Source organism: Alteromonas naphthalenivorans, from assembly GCF_000213655.1.
Taxonomy (GTDB): Bacteria; Pseudomonadota; Gammaproteobacteria; order Enterobacterales; family Alteromonadaceae; genus Alteromonas; species Alteromonas naphthalenivorans.
In genome coordinates this window covers 2,400,635-2,424,694 of record NC_015554.1, presented here as the reverse complement: position 1 = coordinate 2,424,694, position 24,060 = coordinate 2,400,635, and the positions used below count along the sequence as shown (strand labels likewise).

Below are 24,060 nucleotides of genomic sequence, written 5' to 3'. Positions count from 1 at the left end.
GAAGTTGCGCACTAATTAAGATCAAATTGCATCAAAATGGTGCGCTTCTAACTGTGAGGGGCCATGTCGCTATCAACAATAATTCAAAAACTCCCGAAGGCTGAACTGCACTTGCATATAGAAGGCAGCCTAACACCTGAGCTTATGTGGCACCTGGCAAGTAAACATAGTATCACGTTGCCATATAAAAGCATTGAAGAGATAGCTGCTGCCTATCAATTTACTAATTTGCAAAGCTTCCTCGACATATACTATGCCGGTGCGGGCGTGCTCATTGATGAAGATGATTTTTACGCGTTAATGTGGGCGTATTTCACCCGCTGTCATGAAGATAACGTGGTTCACACTGAAATCATGTTCGACCCGCAAACCCATACCGCAAGAGGTATAGGATTTGATGTGTTCATGCCAGGTTTTTTACGGGCCATGAAAGATGCACAAAAGCAGTACGGTATTTCTAGTTACTTAATTATGTCTTTCTTAAGGCATTTACCAGAAAGCGACGCGTTCGCCACACTTGAAGCTGCCAAACCTTATTACAGTGTTATAGATGCGGTGGGTTTAGACAGTTCTGAACTGGGTCATCCACCATCTAAATTCGAACGGGTGTTTCGAGAAGCGCGAGCTCTTGGGTTTAAAATAGTCGCGCATGCAGGTGAAGAGGGGCCGCCAGAATATATTTGGGAAGCATTAGACTTGCTTAACGTTGACCGAATTGATCATGGCGTAAGGTGTCAGGAAGACGAGAAGTTAATGGCTTACATAAACGCCAATCAAATTCCTCTTACCGTGTGTCCATTAAGTAATCTGAAATTGTGTGTGGTAGATGACTTAGCCAAACACAATATATTATCGCTACTCGATGAGGGTTTAATGGTTACTGTGAATTCGGACGATCCTACGTATTTTGGTGGGTTTTTGAATGATAACTATATAGCCCTGTGTGATGCATTGCCTGTAACCGAAGCACACGTGAAGCAACTTGCTATTAATAGTTTTGCGGCTAGCTTTTTACCGGATGACATTAAACAACAACACATTGCGCATATACATTCGTTAACACGCTAAAATGATAAGCCGCTCATCTCATCTTTCTAGGCGTGGGCGGCAGCCATTTCCGATTTAGTGGCGTCGATTACTGACGCCAACGCGCTAACGTTTACTTCAATTTCATTCCAATCACCTGATGCCGACAATATTTCGATGGATGAGGCTTTCTGGCGCAATGCCTCGGCGCCCACATCACCCGATACACCTTTAATAGCATGGCTGGTAAAGCGAACGTCTTCTAAATTTCTATTTGAAACCGCTGTAGTAAGCGTTAAGTGTTTTTCATCGATTTGATCAATGAACATTTCAACAACACGTTTTAAAAGCGCGTGGTTTCCTGCCAAGCGTTGCAGTGCTTTTTCACGTAGCCAAAGCGACGTACTTTCAAAACTCATAAGTTATTTTTGCCTTGTAAACCAAGTGTGTAGTGAGAACATTTACTGTAGAACGAAAACTGTATATCAAAAAAATTTAAATGTGAACCCAGTTCTAGCGAGATTTCGGCTGTTTTAATGAAGACAGACTTAAGTATTTCTTTATCGCTCTTGTGGCACTTATCGTATAACAACGACTTCTCAGTAGCGCTTTACGACATAATCGGTACTGTAAATGCATCAGCAATTACAATCAGCAAGAACAATTAGCAATTACAATCAGCAAGAACAATGCCGATAACATAAGTGCAGTTGAATGTAGACTAAAGGCTAATAACGAAAAGCATAGCATGGCCGATACTTACATAGAGAAATAGGTAAATAAGGAGAAACGATAGCTATGGATATGCGAGCGCAAAAAGTGCTTATTGTTGATGACGAACCCGTTAATATCGTCATTATAGAATCTGCTGTAAGTAGTTTAGCGAACGTAATTAGCACCAGCAACAGCTTAGAAGCCCTCCATCTTGTTCAAATTCACAAACCCGATTTAATTATTCTTGATATCAGTATGCCTAAGCGGTCAGGTTTCGACATCTGCAGGGCTATTAAGGCTGATTTGGGATTACGAGAAATTCCGATACTCTTTGTTACATCGTTTACCGACAGTGAAAATGAGCGAAAAGCACTCGCATTGGGTGCAATAGATTTTATTGCTAAGCCTATAGATATCGAAATTTGTAGGATGCGGGTAAAGAATCACCTGCTAATGCAACGGCAAAAATCACAGCTATCTATTTACAACGAAAGGGTACTCGAAGAAAAAGAGCAGCTAAATATTACACTTAATGCTATCGCTGATGGGGTTATCGCCACAGATGCCGACGGTATTGTGACTTTTATTAACCCGGTCGCTCAGCGCTTAACTGGCTTTAATGAATTTGAAGCGTGCGGGCGAATGGTGGACGACATTATGGAGTTACGAGACGCCACGACTAATGCTGGAGTGATTAACCCAGCGTTATATACCATGAAGGTTAAGCGGCCTGTTGCTATGGCGTTCAACGTAAAGTTAGTCAGCAAGCAAGGTAAAGAGTGCAGGGTAGAAGATACCGCTTCACCGATATTAGACACACAAGGGAGAGTTAAAGGCTCAGTCGTTGTATTCCAAGATGTGTCTGAATCGGTGGCGATGGCCGTTCAAATGACCCATGTCGCTAATCACGATCAACTTACTGGCTTACCTAATCGGGTGTTATTGCACGACAAAATTGTTCAATCTATTAATCGCACCGACAAAGCGAAGCATAGTGTCGCTTTGTTACTTATAGACATTGATAATTTTAAATATTTAAACGATGCACTAGGTCACAAAATCGGCGACTCTATTATTCTATCTATATCAAAGCGTCTTCAACAAGCATGCGGTCCGTCAGCAACGGTCGCAAGGGTGGGCGGTGATGAGTTTGCATGTTTATTAACTCATGTTAGTGGTTTAAGTGTCGATGGAGTGGCAATGAACTGTTTGCAAAGTGCAAGAGAGCCTATTCATATTGATGGTCAGTATCACCAACTTAGTTTGAGTATTGGTATTAGCTTGTTCCCTCAAGATGCTTCTAGTGCAGAAGAAATGATGCGCCACTCTGACACCGCCATGTATCGCGCAAAAGCGACTGGCAAAGACAAGTTCAGCTTCTTCTCGAAAGATTTGAAACTTGCCATGCGCAAGCGGGTTGAAATGGAAGTAAAGCTTCGTACAGCACTTGATAACAACAGCTTGGCAATATTTTTCCAACCTAAATATGATTTAAACTTAAACAAAGTCGTTGGCGCAGAAAGCCTCGTTAGATTGATTGATGACGATGGCAGTATTGTTTCACCAGATGAATTTATTCCATTGTCTGAAGAAACAGGGTTGATTCATCGCTTAGGTAAGCAAGTTTTGGTCAAAAGTTGTGAGTTTATTGCTAAATGCGTTGAAGCGAATGAACCGTTTAAAATTGCGGTAAATGTGTCAGCGCAGCAAATAGCAAACCCTAGTTTTGCAAAAGAAGTTGGGGAAGTTATTTTGTCGACCGGAATCGATCCGGGGCTATTAGAATTAGAGGTAACGGAGTCTGCATTGATGGCTGATTTCGATCAAACGCGAAACGTATTACTAGCGCTTTCCTCGTTAGGGCTCTCGTTAGCACTAGATGACTTTGGCACCGGCTACTCAAGCTTGTCTTACTTACGTCAGTTTCCTTTAAACGTACTTAAGATTGATCGATCTTTTATAAAAGACATGGATACCGAACCCCAAGCGCTTGATATAGTGACGGCTATTGTTCGTCTCGGTAATTGCCTTAACATGGTCTTAGTGGCAGAGGGGCTTGAAACCGAATTGCAGTTTCACTCGCTTAGGCAGTTAGGCTGTGAATATGGTCAAGGCTACTACATGTGTAAACCGATATCAGAAGATGAATTTACCACACGGTTTTTAAACCAGAAGACAATGATGACGTAAGCGTAAACTTTAAAAACCTGAAAAGATGGCAGTTTGTCTTTTTTGGCTTAATATCTTTTAAGTAATGCTGTAATATAACTTTATGCTTTTTTCCCTTCATTCTCTTAAGACAGTCCTGTTAAATTTATGCAGTTAGAACTAAAACCATACTCGGCATGCAAGGTACTCGTGGTCGATGATGAGCCTATTAGCAGAATGCTGCTTACTTCTATACTTGAGCCTTTTGTTAACTGTATTTCTGCGTCAAACGGTGAAGAGGCTATTGACCAATGTGTGATACACAATCCTGACCTCATTCTGTTAGATATGAACATGCCGGATGTCGATGGCCTTACTGTTTGTCGTACCTTAAAAGACAAAGCTGATACCGCCCAGATACCTGTTGTCTTTGTCACCTCTACGATTGATGTCGAAACTGAAAATATGTGTTGGGAAGTGGGAGCCTCTGATTTTGTGTTGAAGCCGGTTACCGCTTCTACACTGGTTCACCGCATAAAAAACCATTTACAAGGTAAGCTACGTACAGAGCTGCTTGAAAGAATGACGTTTCACGATCAGTTAACGGGCTTATACAACCGGCTGTACTTAAGTAATGAAATTCCATTATTAGTAAAACAAGTGGCTCGTGACCATAGCTCGCTCGGCGTCATCATGATGGATATCGATTTTTTTAAGCTGTACAACGATAACTATGGCCACCTTCAAGGTGATATCTGCCTTCAACAAGTAGCAGCCATTATTGGGGCGCATGCGCGCCGTCCCAAAGATGCAGCCATTCGATTTGGCGGTGAAGAGTTTATGCTGGTTTTGCCGTATACCGACATGAACGGGGTTAAGAAAGTTGCTGAAGACATTGTGGCTGCAATAAGTAGTGAGAATATCACGCATTATGCGGGCAAGGATGGAAAGCTAAGTATTAGCGCTGGCTATGCTGTAAGGCCTGCTAATGAATTGCAAGACACCGGCATATCTTCACTTATCGAATCAGCTGATATTTTTCTTTTTGAAGCCAAAGAAGCTGGGCGTAATCGCGCAATAGGTTAATCGGCTTCTCCGTTAGAATAATAGCCTATTGTTTAATTTTTTTTCTTTTGTAAAACCACTATTATTGCCTTAATGGAGCAGTGTAAAAGCTGTAGTAGCTCCTCTCTCCCTTAGAGGGCTTCTTGATTTTAATGGCGGTTTGCTATGTCTCAACAATTCGATAGTAAAGAACAGTACCCTATTTCCGTTTCATCAACAGTGCTTAACTTTGAAAAAGTACTTAAATCTGGTTGTGACATATTATCCATGCAGCAAGGCTTACTCTTGCACGTTACGGGTGAGCATATAGACGTTATCGCTAAAGCCGCCGCCTCTCTAGCGCCTAATAAATACCTACTACCCCCTTTTCCTGTTGATATTGACTCTCTTCCTTCCAGTCAGTTAGAAAGCTGCGCTGAGGTTAAACTATGGGCAAAGCAAAATTTATCGGCGAAAGACTTTATTATTGGCCGTATTCACCGTGTTGGTCACTACCACGTTGTGTTAATACTGGCAAACAGCATAGAAGATGTCGATTTTTCCTACGATAAAGGGAAGTTATCGTTGCTCGATAACTGGCTGGAAAGCGTTTTACAAAAAGAACGTGGAGCAGACGACAATTCACTTAAACATGCCGAGTTATTTGAAAAGCTACAGTCAGTGGCAAATATCGGTGTGTGGGAAGTTGATATCGTTGAAAATGCCCTTTTCTGGTCTTCTCAAACCCGCGTTATCCATGAAGTGCCTCAAAACTACGCCCCAGAGCTTGGCTCTGCTATCGAGTTTTATAAAGAGGGTGCAGATCGTGATGAAATAACAAGGTTAGTTAATCACGCTATAGAAACAGGTGAACCATGGAGCGCTACCTTGCAGATCATAACTGCAAAGGGAAAACCTATATGGATCGAAAATCACGGCATGGCTGAAATGTTTGAAGGCCAATGTGTTCGGTTATTCGGTACGTTTCAAAATGTTGATAAGTCTGTAAAGCTTCGCCTGGAGCTTGAAGCAAGACAGAAAGAGGTAGAAGCGGCCTTTAACGAACGAGGTAATTTGTTATCTCGTATCAGTCACGAACTAAGAACGCCGCTTAATGGTATTACGGGAATGTTACAGGCCATAAAGTTTGAGCAGCGAGTGAATATTCGAGAGCGAAAAACTGATTTGGCGCTAAAAAGCGCCGACCGTTTATTGATGCTTATAGACGATGTTTTAGACTACACAGAAATCTCCAGTGGTGAGCTTGTACTGAAGAAAAATGACTTCTGCGTGCGGGCAATGGCAGAAGAGTTGATTGATGTATTTAAACCCTTGTGCAAAGAAAAAGGCCTTCGGTTATTCGCGGTTCTCTCGTTTCCTGAAAATACCTATATAAATGGTGATGCCAATCGAATAGGGCAGATCATCTCCAAACTATTGCACAACGCCATTAAGTTTACTTCACGAGGTCACATTTCTATACACTTAGCACTTAAAGAAGCGTTCAATGTACCTAATTTGCTAATTTCCATAGAAGACACTGGTGAAGGAATGGATGGGGTAACTAAGGCTTCATTATTCACTCCTTTTATACAAGGGGAAAAGCAATCGGCCGTTAAAGGCAGTGGAACGGGGCTAGGACTGTCTATCGTAAAGCAGTTAGTTGAGAAAATGGATGGCGAGATAGATTTCCGCTCTGAAATGCATGTAGGTACTAACTTTGATATTGTGCTTCCTGTCACCCTGACAGACGCTAAGCATGGGCTACTTGACCACGACGATGCTTTATCATCAAGTTTACTCACTATCCCATTATCTATTCTGGTGGTGGACGATAATGACATTAACCGCATTGTGCTTGCTTCGATGTTGGAAAAATATAACTTTATTGCCGATGAAGCTGAAGACGGTGAAGTGGCAATACAAAAGGCCAGAGAAAAAGACTACGATCTTATCTTCATGGATTGTGCAATGCCGGTGCTCGATGGTGTATCTGCCACAAAAATCATACTTGAAGAAGGATTGATACGCAGTCAAGGTAGTATCGTAGCAGTAACGGCTAATACGTCCGAAGAAGACAGAGAAGCATGTAAAGAGGCGGGAATGTCAGCGTTTTTGTGTAAACCCGTCGATCAACGCAATGTCACCTTAGAGCTTAAGAAAGTATTGCTTAGTAAGTCATTTGCAATACATCAGTGACAGCGGAAGCCCGCTGTCACAAATAGCGTGTAATTGCAGTTTTACTACGGCTTAACAGGTAATTCGTTTTTAACCGTATCCCAGTTTGTCGTAATTTCCTCAATCACCACCGACCCTACAGCATAGGCAGCCTCTACAGCAGACTGAAGTGCCGCGTAGCCTTCGCCAGAGCTTTCTAGTTCTAAGTTCTTAGCTGCCGTTAGCCCTGCTGGCTGCATAGTAAAGTTACTGGCAGTTCGAAGAATAAGAACACGGTCTTTATCAACCAAGTTAGCATTGTCTAGGTAAGTAAGCGCTTGTAGTGTGGCTGAATCTTCCATGCCTGAAGTCACAAAGTTACCCTTGCTTTGCGTCCAGTAGCCCACCCAATCGTTTGCCCAGTCATTAAGTAATGCACCGTGCCAGAAGGTCGAAGCCGATAAATGCGAGCCTGTCATAATACTTGGTTTCTCAAGTGCTTTAGGATAGCCCGTATAGGTGGCTCGTAGTTTATCCATAGCTGGCGTGTTCGGTAATGACGTACCTTTAGTTAGGTTGAACGCCCAATCTCTTAAACTCACATTTAAAATATAAACTTCACCGTTAGGGGCTTTTTCTGGATTTACCGATGCTGCGTTAGCATAAGGAGAGTGGGTGAAAAGCGGGAAGTAGCCCGTTTTCCAGTCACCTGGAATTTCACGTGCATCAATTTGATGGGCAAGGTCGCCGTCAACTACATAGTCAGTCCATACCGCAGAACCAATAGTGCCGTCAGCAGGATCCATACCTGCAATGCCGGCTACAAGCCAATAAGCATGCGTTAAGTCGAATCTAGGATCTAAACCGAGTGCCATAATAGCGGCTGATGCGCGAGCGATACCCATACCCGTTACAATACCTAATACGCCGGTTTCTTCATTAACAAAAATATCATGGTGAGCATGGGGCAGGGCATAGCGGGTTGAAAGCTTTTGGCCTTTTTTCCAAAGTTGGAACTCACCGGGCTTGTCACCTTCGTCTTCACCAATTTCAAACATGGCAACCACAACGGCTTTAATCTCAATAGGGGAAGTATCGGTTGTGTCAGCGCAGTGCCCAGCAGAAGCAAAGAAAGAAAGGGCGAGAATAGCATTAGCAAAATAGCGCATTAATAATTGTCCTCTTAGGTATAAAAAAAGGTAAATCTACGAGGGTAGATTTACCTTTATAACGTTTTTTATTACAAAAGCGTTAAGACGGTGTCTTAGAACTTATAGGCGAACTTCGCGCTCCAATGACGTGGTAATTCAGGTAGTACAACCTGGCTACCAAACAAGTCAGGGAAGTTAGCGCGGAAATAACGCTCATCAGTTAAGTTCTTAACAGTAAAGTTAACAGACCAGTCATCTGCTTGATAAGAAACACCTGCATTCACTAGCGTGTATGCTGGAAGCATTACCGAAGCAGAGAAGCCAGAAGCCACTTCTTCAACGTCAACTACGCTCAGGTTAGCCGCATAACCGTTTTGGAAGTCGTAAGTTGCCGTAACGGTATACACATTTTCAGGAATACCCGCTTTACGTGCATCAGTGTTAGCAAAGCCTTCACCAATTAAGTTCAAGCCAATCACGTTACCACCAAATACAAGCGATGGATCGGTAAGACTTGTTAAGTCTTCAGCACCAAGGAAACCAAACTGGCTACCGTTTTCAAGTGCAGTAAGGTTGATAACCTTAATGTTAGTGTAGCCTGCAGACATCACTAAGTTTTCGTTAACAACCCAACGAAGTTCAAATTCAGTACCTTTGTTATTCGTGGTGTTGTTAGTAACCGTGTTTTGGCTGCTAAAGTCGGTTCTTTCCATTTCAAATGATGAAAGTGCAAAGTAAAGGGTATCGTCTAGCAATGAACCTTTAATACCAAATTCGAAAAGTTCTGAGGTATCGAACGCACCGCTTTCTAATTGGCCAACACCAATTTCAGCACCTTGACCCGCAATAATCGTTGCTTGCTCAGCCGCGGTGATATAAGGAATTAAGCCAAACGGAAGTTCGTAAGAAATACTGGTGTTCCAAGACCATCCACCTACTGTGTCTTCAGCGTATAGAGGCGTTTCATCGCCAGTGGCGCCTAGCAGTAAGTCGGTACGAGATGTTGTTTCAATATCAATAGTGTCATAACGTACACCTAGTACAAGGTTCAGACCCCAATCCCAAGTAAGGTCAGTCATTGCCCCAATACCTAAATCAAGGTAATTACCTTCATCGTAGTTATCAAAGTTCTTTCCAGAACGGGTAGACAATAAGCGTCGGTCTAACGCTGAAGAAGCCATGGTTAAATCACGACGGTTAAAGTACTCGTACGTAAAGTCATCACCGTGTAAAAAGTCGGTGTAACGAATTGACGGTGAAATTTGAAATTGTGCTAACAAGCTGTCGTTTTCATATTCGGTAGCGAAAACAATCTTATCTTCAATTACCCAGCTATCGTGGAATTGAGAGAAGCCGTACGCATTTTCGTTGATGTTATCGTATGAATCGTAGAAGAACTGGTTACGAATTTCCCAGTTGTCTGCGTAATAGATGGTATCGAAGTAGAAAGTAATCGCTTCGTTACCCAATTGGTCATCTGGTGCAACCAATACTTGGCTACCGCTTAGGGTAGTCGTACCTACGTTTTCAAGTGCCATTAGGGCAGTCGCTTCATCATCGGTAAATGCAGCACCAGGCACGTAGAAGAAGCTGTTACCCGCAATGTTTACGGCGCCATATTCTTCGTGACTAATTGAGCCGTCACCGTCTGTATCAAGCGGTTGTGCAGTACCTGTAATATACGTACCGTCGTCAATTAGATCTTGTGTTAATCGGTTCCAACCAGCAACTTGGTTACCATCGTAATCATGATACATACCACCAAATTCAACACGTAGGTTATCAGTAATATCTATGTTGAAAGCGGCTTGTAGAATAGTTTGGTCAGTTTGCGTATTTTCATAATAGCTATCTGAGTTTTCAACTTCACCGTACAGGTAGTAACCTACTGTTTTGTCGCCAACTTGTGCTGGACCACCAACTTCTGCCGTTAGCACGCTCTTATCCCACGAACCCGTAGTATAAGAAATTGCGCCTTCAGGCTTCTCTAAATACTGACCAGAAGAAGCTCGAGCAGATTTAGGGTTAAAGTTTAAGTAACCACCAATCTTAGACGGGCCATAAATAGGAGAGGCTGGACCACGAACAATATCAATTCGGCTTGAAGCACCAATTGGCGTAGGGTAGTTACCTGGGTTATCTAGGCGTTTAACGCCGCGGAAATAGGTTTCACCAGGTGTACCACGTACATCAAGTGAACCTGCAACACCAAAGAATGATTGGGTAAATGTACCAGGTGCAAATGCCACTAGTTCATCAATATCTGAAACGTTAAAACGCTCCATTTGTTCTTGAGAAATCGTTGATGCAGAACGCGGTGTTTCAAGAATTGATTTTCCAAAACCAAAAACTGATTCAACATCTTGGCCAGGCAAACTGCCCAGAGAGCCTGTTACTTCAATTTTTTCAACGTCAGCGTCTTTCGGCGCAGATTCAGCCTCTTGTGCAAGTGCGATTGAAGGCACTGACAATGTCAGACCGAATGCTAGCGCACGGGCTAGTGGGTTAAGCTTGAATGTAGTGTTAATCATGGTTTCCTCTATTTTTAATAACCTTTTAAAAGGCCTTTTATACTTTTTTATTTTTCTGTCTGGGTAAAAGCACAATGAGTGCCAGCTTCTTGTCCAGTTGGTCAGGAAATCAAATAAAATTAAATTTATGATTTTATTGAATTTTTTTAGAGTAGTGAAAATAGATAATGTTATTTTATTGTGATATTTAGCGTGAGTATTGCACCAATTTCGCTCTTTACACTTCACCTTGGGTCTTTGACGCCGTGCTGGAAGTTTTTTGCGGTGCACTGGGTAGGGTGAGATCTAAAATGATAGCGGTTAAACCCGCAGAGGTAACCGGTGAAAGTAAAACGTTTTCAAGCCAAGTGGGTAATTGTGATAATGCGCTGGGTACCATCATTACACCAATGCTCATCCCTAACGCACACGCGGTGATTAAGCTGCTTCTTCTATCTAACGCGTAGCTGGCAAGTAGCTTCAGACCACCCACGGCCACCATGGCAAACATAACCAACGTTGCGCCGCCCAACACCGGCTTAGGTATAGCTTGCAGCACTCCGCCAACCGCAGGGAACAAACCAACAAATACAAACATGCCCGCCACGAAGAAACCTACTTTTCTACTCGCAATACCCGTTAGCTGAATAACGCCGTTGTTTTGGCCAAAGGTGGTATTGGGGAATGTGTTAAAGGCGCCCGCAATCATAGAGTTAAGTCCGTCACCTAAAATGCCACCTTTAATACGCGATAAGTAAAGTGGGCCTGACACGGGCTCTTTGCAAAACAAGCTATTCGCGGTTAAGTCGCCTGCGGTTTCAATTGCGGTAAACAAGTAGATAAGTGCGATAGGTAAAAACAAGGTAATGTCGAAGCTAATACCAAACGCAAAAGGCTGGGGAACGGCAATAGCGGGTAAATCATTTAAGTGGGAAAAGTCTAATCCTTTAGTAAACCACACATAGGCGGTACCCAAGGTCATGCCTATAAAAATAGCCGATAGCCTTACCCAATGATTATTCGACGCGTTCAAAAATACAATAATAAGTAAAACGCTTACTCCTAAGCCTAAATTATCTAAGCTTGCGAATGATTCAGCATTAAACCCACCTGCTAAATCTGTCATTCCAACATTAATCAGTGATAAGCCAATGGCAGTAATCACAATGCCAGTCGTCAATGGTGTGATAATGCGTTTAAGTTGTGTAACAAATAAACTAAACACCACCTCAACCAAGGCGCCCGCCAATGTAAGGCCAAAAAGAAGTGATAAAATTTCTTCGCTACTGCCACCTTCATTTTTTACCTTCATGCCAGCCAATAGCAACGCACTGATAAATGCAAAGCTGGTGCCCTGAATGGCCACTAAGCCACTGCCTACTGGCCCAAATTTTTTAGTTTGAATAAAGGTGCCCACACCACTAACAAAAAGCGCCATGCAAATAAGGTAAGCGGTGTGCTCTGTCAGCCCGAGGGTGGCAGAGATAATTAATGTAGGCGTTATCACGCCAATAAAGCTCGCCAGCATGTGCTGAAGCGCAGCGGTTAAGCACGCTACCGCATTGGGTTTGTCGTGCAGGCTATAGAGTAAATCTTGATGTTGTTCTTGCATGATTAATCCTTATTGCCGCTGCACAGTTCGCTTTCAAATTTACAGATGAATGCACGAAACATTGGGGGAGAGGTAGGCACAGTATCTGATGCCACCTGAGTTTCAAATTCAGCAACACGTTGATGAAATAAAGTAAGTTGCTGCGCTTTCACATTTGGTTGTAAAAAGCTGTACTGCAAACTGTTGGTGCCTAATGTGAGTACTTCTTCCCAACTTAAGTTGAATTCGGTTACCGCGATATAAAATTCATCGGTTAATATGGAGTCGAACATGCCTCTGTCATCGGTAGATAGCGCGGTAGGAATACCGGTTCGCAGATATTCTGGAAAGGGGTGGGTATCGAAGCTTGGCACATATTCAAGCAGCAAGTTTGAAATAAGGTTAATTTCGATAAGGTACTGGCTGTTTCTCATTAGCAATAGCGTATCTGGGTCGAAAATGGTATTTAACCCGTGCCCAATGCGCTGTGAACCAAGCAACAAAGTGTCACGCACATTCGAATCGGCAGTTTCTGACTCGCCAGCGTGAAAGGCCAATAAAATTTTAGGGTATTTAGCACGAAGCTTACGAAGTGTTGATGCAAACCGTTTCGGTTGCCCATTTATATCATCTTCTCTGCCAACCAAGTTAATGCCTACATAAATATCCCTGTGGCTATCAACAAAGTTATAAATCCACTCTAGCTGAGCCTCTGCGTCGGGTAGAAAGCGCACTAAGGCATACTGAAAACGAACGGTTACGCCGGTGGCTTTTGCTTCTTCGCTAGCGAGTACGTCGGTGTAAATTGCTAAGGCTTCATCTGGGGTATACAAACTGCCGTCAGGTTTTTTTGCGTGACGCATATTCACTTGGGTTTCCAAATATTGCAGATTTTCCTTTTGGTAAGCTTGCATGTTACGTAGCAATATTTTTGACACTAACGTGGGGTTTGCGGTTAATTCGTTTAACCGTTGCCAATGGGTAGAAAAGAATTCTTCTCGTCCTTCCGACGCCGTATGTAAGCGAATACTATCCATAAACTCGCGTTTTAAATTGTTATCAAGCAAGCCTAATTCAGTGTAATTTTTCTGAATGCACGGGGGTAATTTAGCCCATGTCGTTTCGCTGATGGTATGAAAGCGTAAGGCACTTTGTGGGTCTGAATGGCATGGTTTGATACTTACCTGAGTGTAATAGGTATAACCCCCATTTTTTGTAGGATCGGCTGCCAGTTCGTACCACCATTCACTAAACCCTGAACCTGACAAGTGATGATGTAAATCACCGCCTTTTGGCATGGCGTGTAAAAATTGATACATCTGTTGTGGTGTGGCTGTTTTTTTGAAGCCTTCAAACCACAACGGCATAGAAAAAGATGAAGAAGCAGAAAAAGAAGTAGAAGTAAATTCAGGAGTAGAAAATGAGGAATTGGCTACGGCACTGGATGCGGCAACACTTTTATAAGCAAAACTGGTAAGAGAGATAAATACAACAAGATAGAAAGGCAAAAAGGTAAGTCGCAAACACATGAGTACTACAGCAGTATTAAAATTATAATGCGGGTTTTTGCAAGAAGCTGACCACTTAGTCTATGGTCTATAAGAAGGATAACTTAATGATTAACAGCTATTTTTATTTAGAAGAAAGGTGGAAAGGAAAGAAGTGTAAAGATGTGGCGCACCAAGTTGGTGCTCTAAAAGGAAAAGCGCGCCAATATGACGCGCTCAAATTAACAGCAAGGCGATGAAAGTAATTAAAATTCAACACCTTCATCTAGCGTAACAAAGATGGAGTGACGCACTTCGTTGTACATGGCTTTTGAGCAGTGACCTTCACCTTCCGTATCTTCTAGCAAGATAACATCACCAGAACCAAATACATGGCGTTCACCGTTAGAAACCGTAAACTCTGCGCGGCCTTTTAAGATAAACAGAAGTTGGCGTGCTGGCGCAGGGTGCCATTTAAAGTCATAGTCTGCTGGCGTTTCCCTAAAGATGATTTTATCGGCGCCAAACTTTTCTGATAACAGTCCAATAGGCCCGCCATCTTTCAGTGGAATATCAATTTCTCCAAAGTGGCTCTTGCCTTCATCGTCGTTATATATCCTTGCTATCTTCATCTTACTCATACCTGTTTCTTATCATTTAACGAATAATGCTTAAACGTGAACCTTGCGTAGGCTAGAACTAAGTTTTAGTACTTTAACGTGCGAAGACTATGGTGCATTACCGCTAAACTCGCGGCAACATCGTCTGTGGTGATAGACTCAGCCGGATGGTGACTAATGCCACCCTTACAGCGTGTGAATAACATAGCAACAGGGCATATTTCAGCCATTGCCATTGCATCATGCCCTGCACCCGAGGCCAGTACTTTGGGTACTATGCCTGCTTCAGTTACACCTTTAAGCAATGTATTTTGTAGGGCACTATCACAATGAACCGCTGGCGCACTGTGTGTTTGCTCTATCTTCAATTCCACATTGCGTAACACGGCAATGTCGTTGATTTTTTGCAAAATCTCTGCCAATGCGGCATCTCTCAATGGGTCTTCTTCACTGCGAATATCTAAAGAGAACTGGCATCGGCCAGAAATCACATTCACGCCATTGGGCGCGTTCTCAATTTTACCCACGGTAGCCACAACACCTGGACGCTGTTGACTAATAGACTCTACCGCTAAAATCATTTCGGCGCTGGCGCATAAGGCGTCGTGGCGCATCGACATAGGCACAGTTCCCGCGTGTCCTGCCATGCCGGTAACCGTTAATGAAAAGCGTTTCGCACCAGCAATAGCATTTACTACACCTACAGGTAAGTTCTCTTGCTCTAACACTGGGCCTTGCTCAATATGCAGTTCTAAGTAACCCAGCAAGTCAGTTTGTGCAATGGTGGCGCTGTTAATAGCATCAAAATCCAGCCCAAAGTTTTTCATCGCATCTTCTAGGGAAATGCCATCTTCGTCTTTTAGCCTGCGCCATTCGTCTTGCCACTTGCCTGTTAACGCACGGCTACCTAATAGGGTAGTACCAAAACGGGTGCCTTCTTCGTCACAAAAGCCAACAATATCAATGTGAAAAGGAAACTGTCGACCTTCGCCGCTGAACATGGCCATGAGCGTTACCGGTGCAACTACACCTAACATGCCGTCGTATTTACCGCCATTTGGCACCGTGTCTAAATGACTGCCAATAATCAAGCGAGGCGCGTTAGGAACGGCTGATGTATAGCGGCCCCAAATGTTACCTACGCTGTCTTGCCAGGTTGTCATACCGGCTTCTATCATCCAGCCGGACGTTAGCTGATTGGCCAGTTTGTGTTGTTCGGTTAAATAGCGCCTGTCTAAACAGCTTGGGTTTTGGCTTAGTGAACCTAGTGCTTCACAGCGCGCCATTACTAGCGCGGCCGCATCAGAAAATTCAGACATTCATGGCTCCCGAATACACAGCAAGTGCAGCGTCTACGCCAGCACCAGCCGGTAGCGACATACCTTGCTTGCGTAATACGGTTTCTAGCGACTGAAGGGTATGCAACACCGCATCTTGGCGCGCGTTATAACCCATGGTGCCTATTCGCCAAATTTTCCCTTTAAGGGGGCCAAAGCTGGTGCCAATTTCAATGTTGAAACGCAGTAGCAGGTCTTCACGTACTTGTTCGCCGTGTACGCCATCAGGAATAACCACGCCCACAACGTTACTCATTTTGTTGGCAAGGTCGCCAAATGGCGTTAGGCCAAGGGCTTGAACACCCGCTAGCATGGCATCGCCAGCCACTTTATGGCGTGCAATAACATTTTGCTGGCCTTCTTCAAGGTGCAAAATAGCGCATTCACGGGCGCAATAAAGCATGGTTGCGGCTTCGGTATGGTGATTTAAGCGTTCGTCACCCCAGTAATCCATGATCATGCCAAGGTCGAAATAGTTAGACCGAATTTTCGGGCCGCGGGCACTTTCATGATGTGCATCACGAATACCAGCTTCAACGTGATGGCGAGTACGCACCACATCAACAAACTTTTGGCTCATGGTAATGGGCGCACTGCCTGAAGGGCCGCCTAAGCATTTCTGCAAACCCACTGACACTGCATCTAGCTTCCACTTGTCTACTTCTAACGGGTTACCCCCTACCGATGCGGTGGCATCGCAATAGAACAACACGTCGTTGGCTTCACAAATAGCGCCAATGTCTTCAAGAGGTTGAAACATAGTGGTAGACGTATCGCCTTGTACTATGGCTAATAGTTTAGGCTGTACTTTCTTAATGGCCGCTTCTATTTGCTCGGGTTTAAATACTTCACCCCACGGCACTTCAATAGTGTGAACTTCTGCATCGGCGCGCTCTGCAATTTCAGCCAATAGGTGGCCAAAACGCCCGAAGATAGGCACTAGCACCTTATCGCCAGGTTCAATAGCCGACACTAACACCGCTTCAATACCTGCCCGCGACGTACCATCAATCAACATGGTTTGTTGGTTTTTGGTATTAAATAGCGTGCGGTACAGCGCCATGGTTTCGTTCATGTAGCCTGTCATTACAGGGTCGTATTGGCCTACTAGCTGAGTAGACATGGCCGACAATACACGCGGATAACAGTTAATAGGGCCTGGGCCCATTAAAAGGCGTGGTGGAGGTGTTAATGGTGCAAAACCAGTCATAATAGGCTCCTAGATAAACACCTGCGCAAGCATGCGCAGGCCAGTAATGATGAGAACAACAGCAAAAATTTTCTTAAGCAGACCAGCATCTAACTTGTTGGCGATGCTTGCACCAATTGGCGCAAAAATTACCGTTAGCGGCACAATGCACGCGAAACCAAGTAGGTTAACGTAACCGTAGGTAGCAAATGGCGCATCAACAGGCGTAGTGCCTACGAATAAAAGAGTAATAGCGGCAGGCAGCGAAATAATTAGGCCAACAGCGGCTGCTGTACCTACTGCTCTGTGCGCTGGGTAATTACAAAAGGTAAGTGTAGGGACGGTAAGCGTGCCGCCACCAATGCCAACCATGGAACTAAAAAAGCCGATACACGCTGCCATAATAGACTGTCCAACACGACCTGGTAGGCCGTTAAACAAGGCATCTTTTTTACCAACTAGCATGTTAATAGCAGATAACGTGGCAATAACACCAAACATCAACGTTAGAAAGTTAGCGTCCAGTACCGTGACTAAGTAACTACCTGCTAATACACCAATTAAGATAAACACTGCCCAAGCCTTAAGTAGGGCAAAGTCTACGTTGCCTTTGCTATGGTGAGCGCGAATAGAGCTAATAGACGTAGGTACAATAGTGGCTAGCGATGTTGCAGTTGCAATCACCATGGCGCTTTCAGCCGATACCCCTAGTGCTTGAAATAAGAAAAACAGGACCGGCACTATAACAATACCGCCGCCTACACCTAATAGGCCAGCCAATAATCCGGCGAACACGCCTGTACCAATTAACGATAAAATTACCGTCATGTTATCGAGTAAAAACTGCATAAATTAAAGATCTCGTTGTGAATGTGTGCTTGCTAAAACATGTATGCCCAATGAAATTATGGCGGGTTGCTCTGGCTTATCCTAAAAGGGGTGGACGTCCTTTAAAAACAAGCCAAAAGCAACACACCGATAAAGCGGCTTGGGGTAATGTTGCTGCTAGATGTTATCGTTTGATTAAACCTAGAATTTAGATTTTTCGCGGCGTTACACCTTATCAGTGAACGCTTTACCGTCGCTTCGCGGGTCGCTTGCTGCGCTTACTGTGCCTGTTGGCGCGCGAATAACCGCGCCAGCGTGGCCCATCAATTCGTTACAAGGGTCGACAGTCACCATGTCGTGACCTCGGGCAATAAGGCTTTCGCCTACATACTCGGCTAAGTCACGCTCGGCTTTTAAGTTGTTACTTTCATCACCCCAAGTACGGCCTAATAACCAGCGGCCTAGGGCAATGGCTTTATCAATAGGTTGGTTGTGATAAATATGGCGGGCAAATAAAGCCGCTTGTGTTTGTGGCTGACCTTCACCGCCCATGGTGCCGTAACTCATGCGTCGCCCATCGGCTAAATCGGCAAACGCAGGGTTAAGCGTATGAAACGGTTTCAACCCCGGCTTTAGGTATTGGTTGCTATTTGGATCTAACGAGAACGAAGTACCTCGGTTATTCCATACAATGCCGGTTTGTGGGCTAACAATGCCTGAACCAAATTCCCAGTAAAGCGATTGAATGTAACTTACCATTCGGCCTTCGCTGTCACACGCACCCATCCAAATGGTATCGCCAGGTTTCGCCACGTGCGGCCATGGCTGTGCTTTTTCTACCGAAATGTGTTTAACCATTTCATCTAACGATTCATCAGTTAATAAGCTAGACAAATCAACAGGCGTGCGTGATGGGTCGGTAACGTTCGCATTTCGTGCAATAAACGCCTGTTTGGTGCATTCAATTAACAAGTGCACCATATCAGCATCGGTAGAACCTAAGTGCTGCACTTTGTCGTACAGCGCTAAAATAATTAACGACGCCACACCTTGCGTAGGCGCAGGCAAGTTATACAAAGTACCTTTGCTGGTGGTTACCGAAAGCGGCTCGACAATTTGCGCTTTGTATTGATTAAAATCTTCAATACGAATAGGTGAACCTGCGGCTTCTAAGTCGGTTGCCAGTTTGCTTGCTAATTCGCCATGATAGAAATCATCAAGCCCGGCTTTGGCTAAGTGGCTGAGTGTTTTAGATAGCGCCGTCAGTTTAAGAATTTTGCCTTTCTTAAGTGCTTTGCCCTTTATTAAAAACTGATCGAAATTCGGGTCACCGGCTAAATCGTCAAAGGTTTTATTGCTGGCATCTACCAAGCTTTGCGTCACCTCAATACCCCAATTAGCCTGGCTAATCGCAGTATCGAACAACGTATTAAGCGATAAACCATCTTGCCACTGGTGACTTATTTTTAATGCTTCATTCCAACCAGCAACAGCACCAGCCATAGTTAAGGCTGATTTTCCGCCTCGGCTAGGAATGGCACTTTCGTCTTTATAAAATTCAGGTGTAGCACCTAATGCGGCAACGCCCGAAGCATCAATGCCAATAGGGGCTTTGCCAGGTTCACTAATTAGCCAAAACCCATCGCCACCCATGCCATTCATGTGAGGGTATTCAACGGCAATAGACGCAGCGGCGGCCACCATTGCTTCAATCGCGGTGCCGCCTTTTTCTAAAATATTCAAACCCACTTGCGATGCCGCAAAGTGAGGGGCTGTAAAGCCGACGTTATGCTTTTCACTCATTGTCTTTTTTTATCCATTTGTTATCTGGCCAATGCAACCTTGTATATTCAATAAGCCTAGTATGACCAACTAATTTGCTGTCAGTGCTTTCGCTAGCTTAATGAGTGCAAGATCGCTGCCTTTTTTGCCTACCAGTGATAAACCACATGGGGCATTTTGTAGGGTAAATAGCGGCATATGAATTTGTGGAAGCTCTGCTAAACCTGCAATTGAGGTAAGCGCCAGCAGGGCATTCCTATCGTTCGCTAATGTTTCTTCGTCAGCATCACACCGGGGTGCAATACCGGGGGTAGTGGGTATCAATAATACGTCTACAGTTTCAAATAAGCTGTTTATGTATTCTTGAAACGCCACTTGCTGCTTCTTGGCGTCATCAACTTCTTGTTCAGAAATCGTTTCGCACCAATTTAGTCGAAGCATTATATCGTGAGCAATGTCAGGGGATGTATCTGTTATCCACTGGCCATGCTGTTGCCAAATTTCAGCGCCTTGTAATACGCGAAAAGTCGCGGCAGTATTCAGTGCCGATAAATCTAATTCGTGTTCGGTAATCGGGGTAATAGTAAAACCCGCATTGTCGCTATCTGCTTTTTCATTAAGTGTTTCTAACCATTTTGTGGTCAAAACACCGTGTTTAGCACTTTGCAGCAAATGCTGAACAGTACCGATTCGTATTGTGGTGTCTGTAGCGTCGTCTGCGGTATTAGATAGCGTTTCCTGCGAAGCATCGGCTAAACAAACGTGGCTGACTTTTTCTAAGGTGTCGAGATCGCGGGTCATCCAACCTACAGTGTCGAAAGACGGTGCCAACGCCACCATGTTGTCACAGGGTATAGCATTGTGCGTGGTGCGTAGCCCCCACAACCCTTGATAACTCGCAGGAACACGAATAGAGCCGCCTGTGTCTGTACCTAAACCAATGTCAGCTAAATGTGCCGACACCGCAACGGCCGAACCTGAAGATGAACCCCCAGGGATGTGCGCAGGTGCAACGGGGTTTACCAGTTGCGGATAATGTTTATTTTGACCGTGTAAGCTATAAGCGAGCTCATCGGTAATTGTTTTACCTTTAAAGGTAGCGCCTGCATCAAGCAACTTTTCAACTGTGCTATTGCTAGCCGTTGGCACAGGGTGAGTGGCCAACCAATCGGGATTCCCGGCTGCGGTTGGTAGCCCTTCAATGTGAAATAAGTCTTTTACCGCTAAACCATAGCCTTTCAGAGCATGGCCTGTTAATTCGCAAGCTGTTGATGAAGCATTAGCTGTCACAGAACTTGATCCAGAATCTGAAGCGCTCTTGGCGTTTACTTTACTATCAGCAGGAATCGAAACAAAAGGAGAAGACACGGCACATTCGCAATAGATAAAAATATACCTCCATGAAACAATCGTCTCTCTTTATTGTCAAGTGAAACGTTTGTTACTGGCGTGTAATATGCTTTGTTTTTTGGTTTGGTTATGTGGTTTAGTTTTTGTGGCTTAGCTTTTTTGACGTATCTTTTGTGACGTATCTTTTGTGACGTATCTTTAATGGCGTAGATTGTGAAGTGTTTTCAATAACCCAACTAAAGACGATGCGAGAAGTGGGTGAACAACCAATACAAGGGCGAAGCTGTGGTTCGTATTAAAACCGACTGCCAGGCTTTAAAAGAAACGCTTCTTCTTCTTTCGTACTGGTTCGGCCCAACACTAAGTTTCGGTGCGGATATCGCCCAAATTGCTTAATAATATTCACGTGTTTCAACTCATATTCATATTGTTGTTCTAAACCAGGAGCCGCAAAAAGTTGAAGCGCAATATCGTGTATAGCCAAAGATTCGCTATGCATAAATGGCATGTACAAGAATATACATTGCTGGGGGGTAAGGGTTTTATCAGCCTCAACACTAACCGCCTCTTGGGCTAGTACCAAGGCCATAGGATCTTGCGAGAAAGCGTGGGGCGTGTCTCGGTATATATTTCTTGAAAACTGATCAAGCAAAAGAATTTCCGCTAACCGACCTGTAGGCGTTGCTCGCCAGGGCCATAGTTCACCTTGTGATGCAGCGCGGTGCAAGTTTAAAAATTGCGATGCAATAGTGCGATCAAGGGCAGAATCTTGAGTAAACCACTGTGAAGGGGTGAGTTCATTAAACCAAAATGCTAAAACTCTGCTAGACTCTTCTATAACAAGGTGGGATTTATCCATTTCAACTCCAACATCAAATGCTTGGTTGCCTTTTTTACGGGAGAACAGCGCAGTTGTCTCTTTGTACCTCGTGTGGCAACACGAATTGTTATACGTGCTTATTTAGTAATTCGATCTTTTATTCTTGCTTAAAAAGCAACCAATTAAAAGTAGTTAATACTACTTTGCATGTTATTTTAAATCGTACTTTACATACTACTTTCGTTCGGAAGGCTCTAATTCATCAAGGTCGCCATACAGGCTAGTAATGGCCTCAACACGTTCCGATGCGCTGCTCCCTAAGGCAGAATACGTAAAGTTACACAGGGTAGACACCAAGCTCATTGGGGCTGCGTAACTGTCGAATGGCGTGTAGTTATCTACCTGCGAACTTAAATGATTGCCTAAATGACACACCAATAAATGCTTTACATTATCTCGGTATACTTGCCCGGTGGGGTCGGTAATTAAAATAGTTTGGCAATGAGAAAGCGTATTTAACACATGCTTGAACTGCCGAGTGCGCCTGCGAAACCCAAACAACACCACAACATCATCTTCACCCAAATCGACTAAATCTTCCCCTAAGGTTTGGCCTGGTTGAGGCAAAAGCCTTACCGATGTACGAATTTGCTTAAGTTGCTGGCGAAAATGCAGCGCTAATGGGTAAGCGTTTCTAAACCCGATAAGGGTAATTTGTTGCGCGTTTGCCAGCTTTTCAGCAATGGCAGTAAGGGTAGCAATATCAATATTGTCGAAGGTTTGCGAAATATTATTCAATTCTTGTTCGTGCTGAAGAACCGCTGTGGTGCTAGGGCTAACAGGCACGCCCTGTTCGCGTAGGGTAAGCAACGTATTTTTTGCTTCTTGATGCGACTCAAAACCAAGCTGACGAAAAAAGCGACTTACCGTGGCTTTCGAGGTGTTGGTTTGTTCAGCAATATGAGAGGTTGATTGGGTAACAACCGCAATAGGATTGCGCTGTAAATACTGAGCAATAGTTTGGCCTGATGGCGATAAAGACGCGTAATGCTTCTCTATTTGCTTAATAACATCGTTCGAATTTTTGGCCATAGGGAATAATCTTCAACTGCTCAGTGTGTGTCGCGTTCTTTTGGGTTGGCAACTATATTGATGCTTTTTAGCAAATAACAACATTACCCTGAAGGAAAATTACCGTGAAGGAATAAATTTCAGCAACAGTGCTTATTTGTGTGTTATTTATACACACGAAGTGAGCGTTTATTGCGTGTTAATAAGCAAACCGCAACCGCCGTACCTTCGTCACATACCATCGTCACGTGCCATCATGTTCTATTCTCACACTTTATTCCACTGCCAGAAATTCAAAAAACACGCTGCGTTTTAGTAACTTACTTATTTACGCCTAATGTATAACGCCGCAACGTAAGACTTCTATGCGAATTGGCACTATAATTTCATTATCTTTTTAAGTTCACATTTCTGTCATCAATTTGCAATTAAGTAGGGGTTGTTCGTGGTAAAGCTATGGTCTGAATTGATCATCTTGTTCGTTGCACTGCCCATTGCCGTTCTTTACTGGATTAACCACGTTGCCGACTGGCTTATGCCTATTTTGGCGATCGTGTGCTTGTTTTGTTTATGTGTGCTACTGGCCGACAAACAATTCCAACGAATTCGACTATGGCATTGGGAAGATTACGGCCGTCATTTAAAAAGTACTCTTAAGCTTTTTTTACCATGGGCAAGTTTGCTTGCGCTGTGTGTTTATCTCATTAAGCCTGAGCTTTTTTTGCACTGGCCGATTAACGAGCCATGGATGTGGGTAGTCACCTTGTTGGTGTATCCTGTGGTGTCGGTTATTCCGCAAGAAATCATTTTTAGAACCTTCTTTTTCCACCGTTATAAACGCATTTTACCTTCACGTAATGCACGCTGGATTATAAGTACCTTTGTGTTTGGTTTAGCGCATCTAATTTACGGGAACTGGGTGGCAGTGGTTATATCGTGGTGTGGTGGCGCAATATTTGGCTATCGTTACATGCAAACAAACTCAACCCCCATTGTAGTAATAGAACATGCTATTTGGGGAAGTTTTTTATTCACCATTGGCTTGGGCTCATATTTGGTGGTAGCTGGACCATAGCGTAAATCAGTGCATGAAAGTGTAAACCAGTACACAAGCCTATGCGTATCCTATCTGTAAATATGCTAAGTAGTATTAGTGACAATTATTAGTTACAAGTTAACTTGGTGAAGCTTATATTGTTTGGCTTCATCCGTGGTAAGTAACCTCATTTCAAGGA

18 protein-coding genes are annotated in these 24,060 nt (G+C 43.8%); 5 read left to right on the top strand and 13 right to left on the bottom strand.

Features of this window, described 5'->3' with window-relative positions; translation table 11 throughout:
- Window positions 1–63 precede the first annotated feature (63 nt).
- Complete coding sequence (locus AMBT_RS10570; protein WP_013784616.1) at window positions 64–1,068, top strand: adenosine deaminase; 1,005 nt, start codon at window positions 64–66, stop codon at window positions 1,066–1,068.
- Between the two features lie 26 nt (window positions 1,069–1,094).
- Here the strand turns inward: AMBT_RS10570 and AMBT_RS10565 are convergent, their stop codons facing one another.
- A complete protein-coding gene (locus AMBT_RS10565; protein WP_013784615.1) occupies window positions 1,095–1,445 on the bottom strand; it encodes an Hpt domain-containing protein in 351 nt (116 codons plus the stop codon).
- Window positions 1,446–1,824: 379 nt separating this feature from the next.
- Between AMBT_RS10565 and AMBT_RS10560 the strand changes: the two genes are divergently transcribed.
- From AMBT_RS10560 to AMBT_RS10550, 3 genes are all read left to right on the top strand, one after another.
- Complete coding sequence (locus AMBT_RS10560; RefSeq protein WP_013784614.1) at window positions 1,825–3,930, top strand: GGDEF/EAL domain-containing response regulator; 2,106 nt, start codon at window positions 1,825–1,827, stop codon at window positions 3,928–3,930.
- A 126-nt stretch (window positions 3,931–4,056) separates the two neighbouring features.
- Complete coding sequence (locus AMBT_RS10555) at window positions 4,057–4,974, top strand: GGDEF domain-containing response regulator (protein WP_013784613.1); 918 nt, start codon at window positions 4,057–4,059, stop codon at window positions 4,972–4,974.
- 144 nt (window positions 4,975–5,118) lie between these two features.
- Window positions 5,119–7,131, top strand: a complete 2,013-nt coding sequence (locus tag AMBT_RS10550) for a PAS domain-containing hybrid sensor histidine kinase/response regulator (RefSeq protein ID WP_013784612.1) — start codon at window positions 5,119–5,121, stop codon at window positions 7,129–7,131.
- A 44-nt stretch (window positions 7,132–7,175) separates the two neighbouring features.
- Here AMBT_RS10550 and AMBT_RS10545 read toward each other — a convergent pair whose 3' ends face one another.
- From AMBT_RS10545 to AMBT_RS10490, 12 genes are all read right to left on the bottom strand, one after another.
- A complete protein-coding gene (locus tag AMBT_RS10545; RefSeq protein WP_013784611.1) occupies window positions 7,176–8,258 on the bottom strand; it encodes a purine nucleoside permease in 1,083 nt (360 codons plus the stop codon).
- A gap of 95 nt (window positions 8,259–8,353) precedes the next feature.
- Window positions 8,354–10,771 (bottom strand): TonB-dependent siderophore receptor, encoded by a 2,418-nt coding sequence (locus tag AMBT_RS10540; RefSeq protein ID WP_013784610.1) that lies wholly within the window; start codon window positions 10,769–10,771, stop codon window positions 8,354–8,356.
- A gap of 217 nt (window positions 10,772–10,988) precedes the next feature.
- The gene (locus AMBT_RS10535; RefSeq protein WP_013784609.1) at window positions 10,989–12,362 is read right to left on the bottom strand and encodes a uracil-xanthine permease family protein; all 1,374 of its coding nucleotides are present in this window, start codon (window positions 12,360–12,362) and stop codon (window positions 10,989–10,991) included.
- Window positions 12,363–12,364: 2 nt separating this feature from the next.
- On the bottom strand, window positions 12,365–13,870 hold the full coding sequence (locus tag AMBT_RS10530) for an amidohydrolase family protein (protein WP_013784608.1): 1,506 nt from the start codon (window positions 13,868–13,870) through the stop codon (window positions 12,365–12,367).
- A gap of 224 nt (window positions 13,871–14,094) precedes the next feature.
- Window positions 14,095–14,460 (bottom strand): AraC family ligand binding domain-containing protein, encoded by a 366-nt coding sequence (locus AMBT_RS10525; RefSeq protein WP_013784606.1) that lies wholly within the window; start codon window positions 14,458–14,460, stop codon window positions 14,095–14,097.
- A gap of 74 nt (window positions 14,461–14,534) precedes the next feature.
- Window positions 14,535–15,767 carry an allantoate amidohydrolase gene (locus AMBT_RS10520; protein ID WP_013784605.1) on the bottom strand — a complete coding sequence of 411 codons (1,233 nt, stop codon included), beginning with the start codon at window positions 15,765–15,767 and terminating at the stop codon, window positions 14,535–14,537.
- Entirely contained in the window at window positions 15,760–16,995 is a 1,236-nt protein-coding gene (locus AMBT_RS10515) for a (S)-ureidoglycine--glyoxylate transaminase (protein ID WP_013784604.1), read from the bottom strand. The genes AMBT_RS10520 and AMBT_RS10515 overlap by 8 nt, the downstream gene beginning before the upstream one ends.
- Before the next feature lie 9 nt (window positions 16,996–17,004).
- Window positions 17,005–17,823, bottom strand: coding sequence for a sulfite exporter TauE/SafE family protein (locus AMBT_RS10510; RefSeq protein ID WP_013784603.1), 819 nt, complete (start codon window positions 17,821–17,823; stop codon window positions 17,005–17,007).
- Between the two features lie 204 nt (window positions 17,824–18,027).
- Window positions 18,028–19,605, bottom strand: a complete 1,578-nt coding sequence (locus tag AMBT_RS10505; RefSeq protein WP_013784602.1) for a gamma-glutamyltransferase family protein — start codon at window positions 19,603–19,605, stop codon at window positions 18,028–18,030.
- A gap of 69 nt (window positions 19,606–19,674) precedes the next feature.
- Complete coding sequence (locus AMBT_RS10500; protein ID WP_232363211.1) at window positions 19,675–20,874, bottom strand: amidase; 1,200 nt, start codon at window positions 20,872–20,874, stop codon at window positions 19,675–19,677.
- Window positions 20,875–21,229: 355 nt separating this feature from the next.
- Window positions 21,230–21,793: a DUF924 family protein gene (locus AMBT_RS10495; RefSeq protein ID WP_013784600.1), complete on the bottom strand. Its 564-nt coding sequence runs from the start codon at window positions 21,791–21,793 to the stop codon at window positions 21,230–21,232.
- A gap of 195 nt (window positions 21,794–21,988) precedes the next feature.
- Window positions 21,989–22,846, bottom strand: a complete 858-nt coding sequence (locus AMBT_RS10490; RefSeq protein WP_013784599.1) for a MurR/RpiR family transcriptional regulator — start codon at window positions 22,844–22,846, stop codon at window positions 21,989–21,991.
- 424 nt (window positions 22,847–23,270) lie between these two features.
- Between AMBT_RS10490 and AMBT_RS10485 the strand changes: the two genes are divergently transcribed.
- Entirely contained in the window at window positions 23,271–23,900 is a 630-nt protein-coding gene (locus AMBT_RS10485) for a CPBP family intramembrane glutamic endopeptidase (protein ID WP_013784598.1), read from the top strand.
- The last annotated feature ends 160 nt before the right edge of the window (window positions 23,901–24,060 follow it).

Coding starts and splice junctions, on each gene's coding strand:
- AMBT_RS10525 (WP_013784606.1), bottom strand. CDS start 14,460: ATGAAGATAGCAAGGATATATAACGACGATGAAGGCAAGAGCCACTTT.
- AMBT_RS10550 (WP_013784612.1), top strand. CDS start 5,119: ATGTCTCAACAATTCGATAGTAAAGAACAGTACCCTATTTCCGTTTCA.
- AMBT_RS10530 (WP_013784608.1), bottom strand. CDS start 13,870: ATGTGTTTGCGACTTACCTTTTTGCCTTTCTATCTTGTTGTATTTATC.
- AMBT_RS10490 (WP_013784599.1), bottom strand. CDS start 22,846: ATGGCCAAAAATTCGAACGATGTTATTAAGCAAATAGAGAAGCATTAC.
- AMBT_RS10560 (WP_013784614.1), top strand. CDS start 1,825: ATGGATATGCGAGCGCAAAAAGTGCTTATTGTTGATGACGAACCCGTT.
- AMBT_RS10565 (WP_013784615.1), bottom strand. CDS start 1,445: ATGAGTTTTGAAAGTACGTCGCTTTGGCTACGTGAAAAAGCACTGCAA.
- AMBT_RS10510 (WP_013784603.1), bottom strand. CDS start 17,823: ATGCAGTTTTTACTCGATAACATGACGGTAATTTTATCGTTAATTGGT.
- AMBT_RS10535 (WP_013784609.1), bottom strand. CDS start 12,362: ATGCAAGAACAACATCAAGATTTACTCTATAGCCTGCACGACAAACCC.
- AMBT_RS10495 (WP_013784600.1), bottom strand. CDS start 21,793: ATGGATAAATCCCACCTTGTTATAGAAGAGTCTAGCAGAGTTTTAGCA.
- AMBT_RS10515 (WP_013784604.1), bottom strand. CDS start 16,995: ATGACTGGTTTTGCACCATTAACACCTCCACCACGCCTTTTAATGGGC.
- AMBT_RS10570 (WP_013784616.1), top strand. CDS start 64: ATGTCGCTATCAACAATAATTCAAAAACTCCCGAAGGCTGAACTGCAC.
- AMBT_RS10545 (WP_013784611.1), bottom strand. CDS start 8,258: ATGCGCTATTTTGCTAATGCTATTCTCGCCCTTTCTTTCTTTGCTTCT.
- AMBT_RS10520 (WP_013784605.1), bottom strand. CDS start 15,767: ATGTCTGAATTTTCTGATGCGGCCGCGCTAGTAATGGCGCGCTGTGAA.
- AMBT_RS10505 (WP_013784602.1), bottom strand. CDS start 19,605: ATGAGTGAAAAGCATAACGTCGGCTTTACAGCCCCTCACTTTGCGGCA.
- AMBT_RS10540 (WP_013784610.1), bottom strand. CDS start 10,771: ATGATTAACACTACATTCAAGCTTAACCCACTAGCCCGTGCGCTAGCA.
- AMBT_RS10555 (WP_013784613.1), top strand. CDS start 4,057: ATGCAGTTAGAACTAAAACCATACTCGGCATGCAAGGTACTCGTGGTC.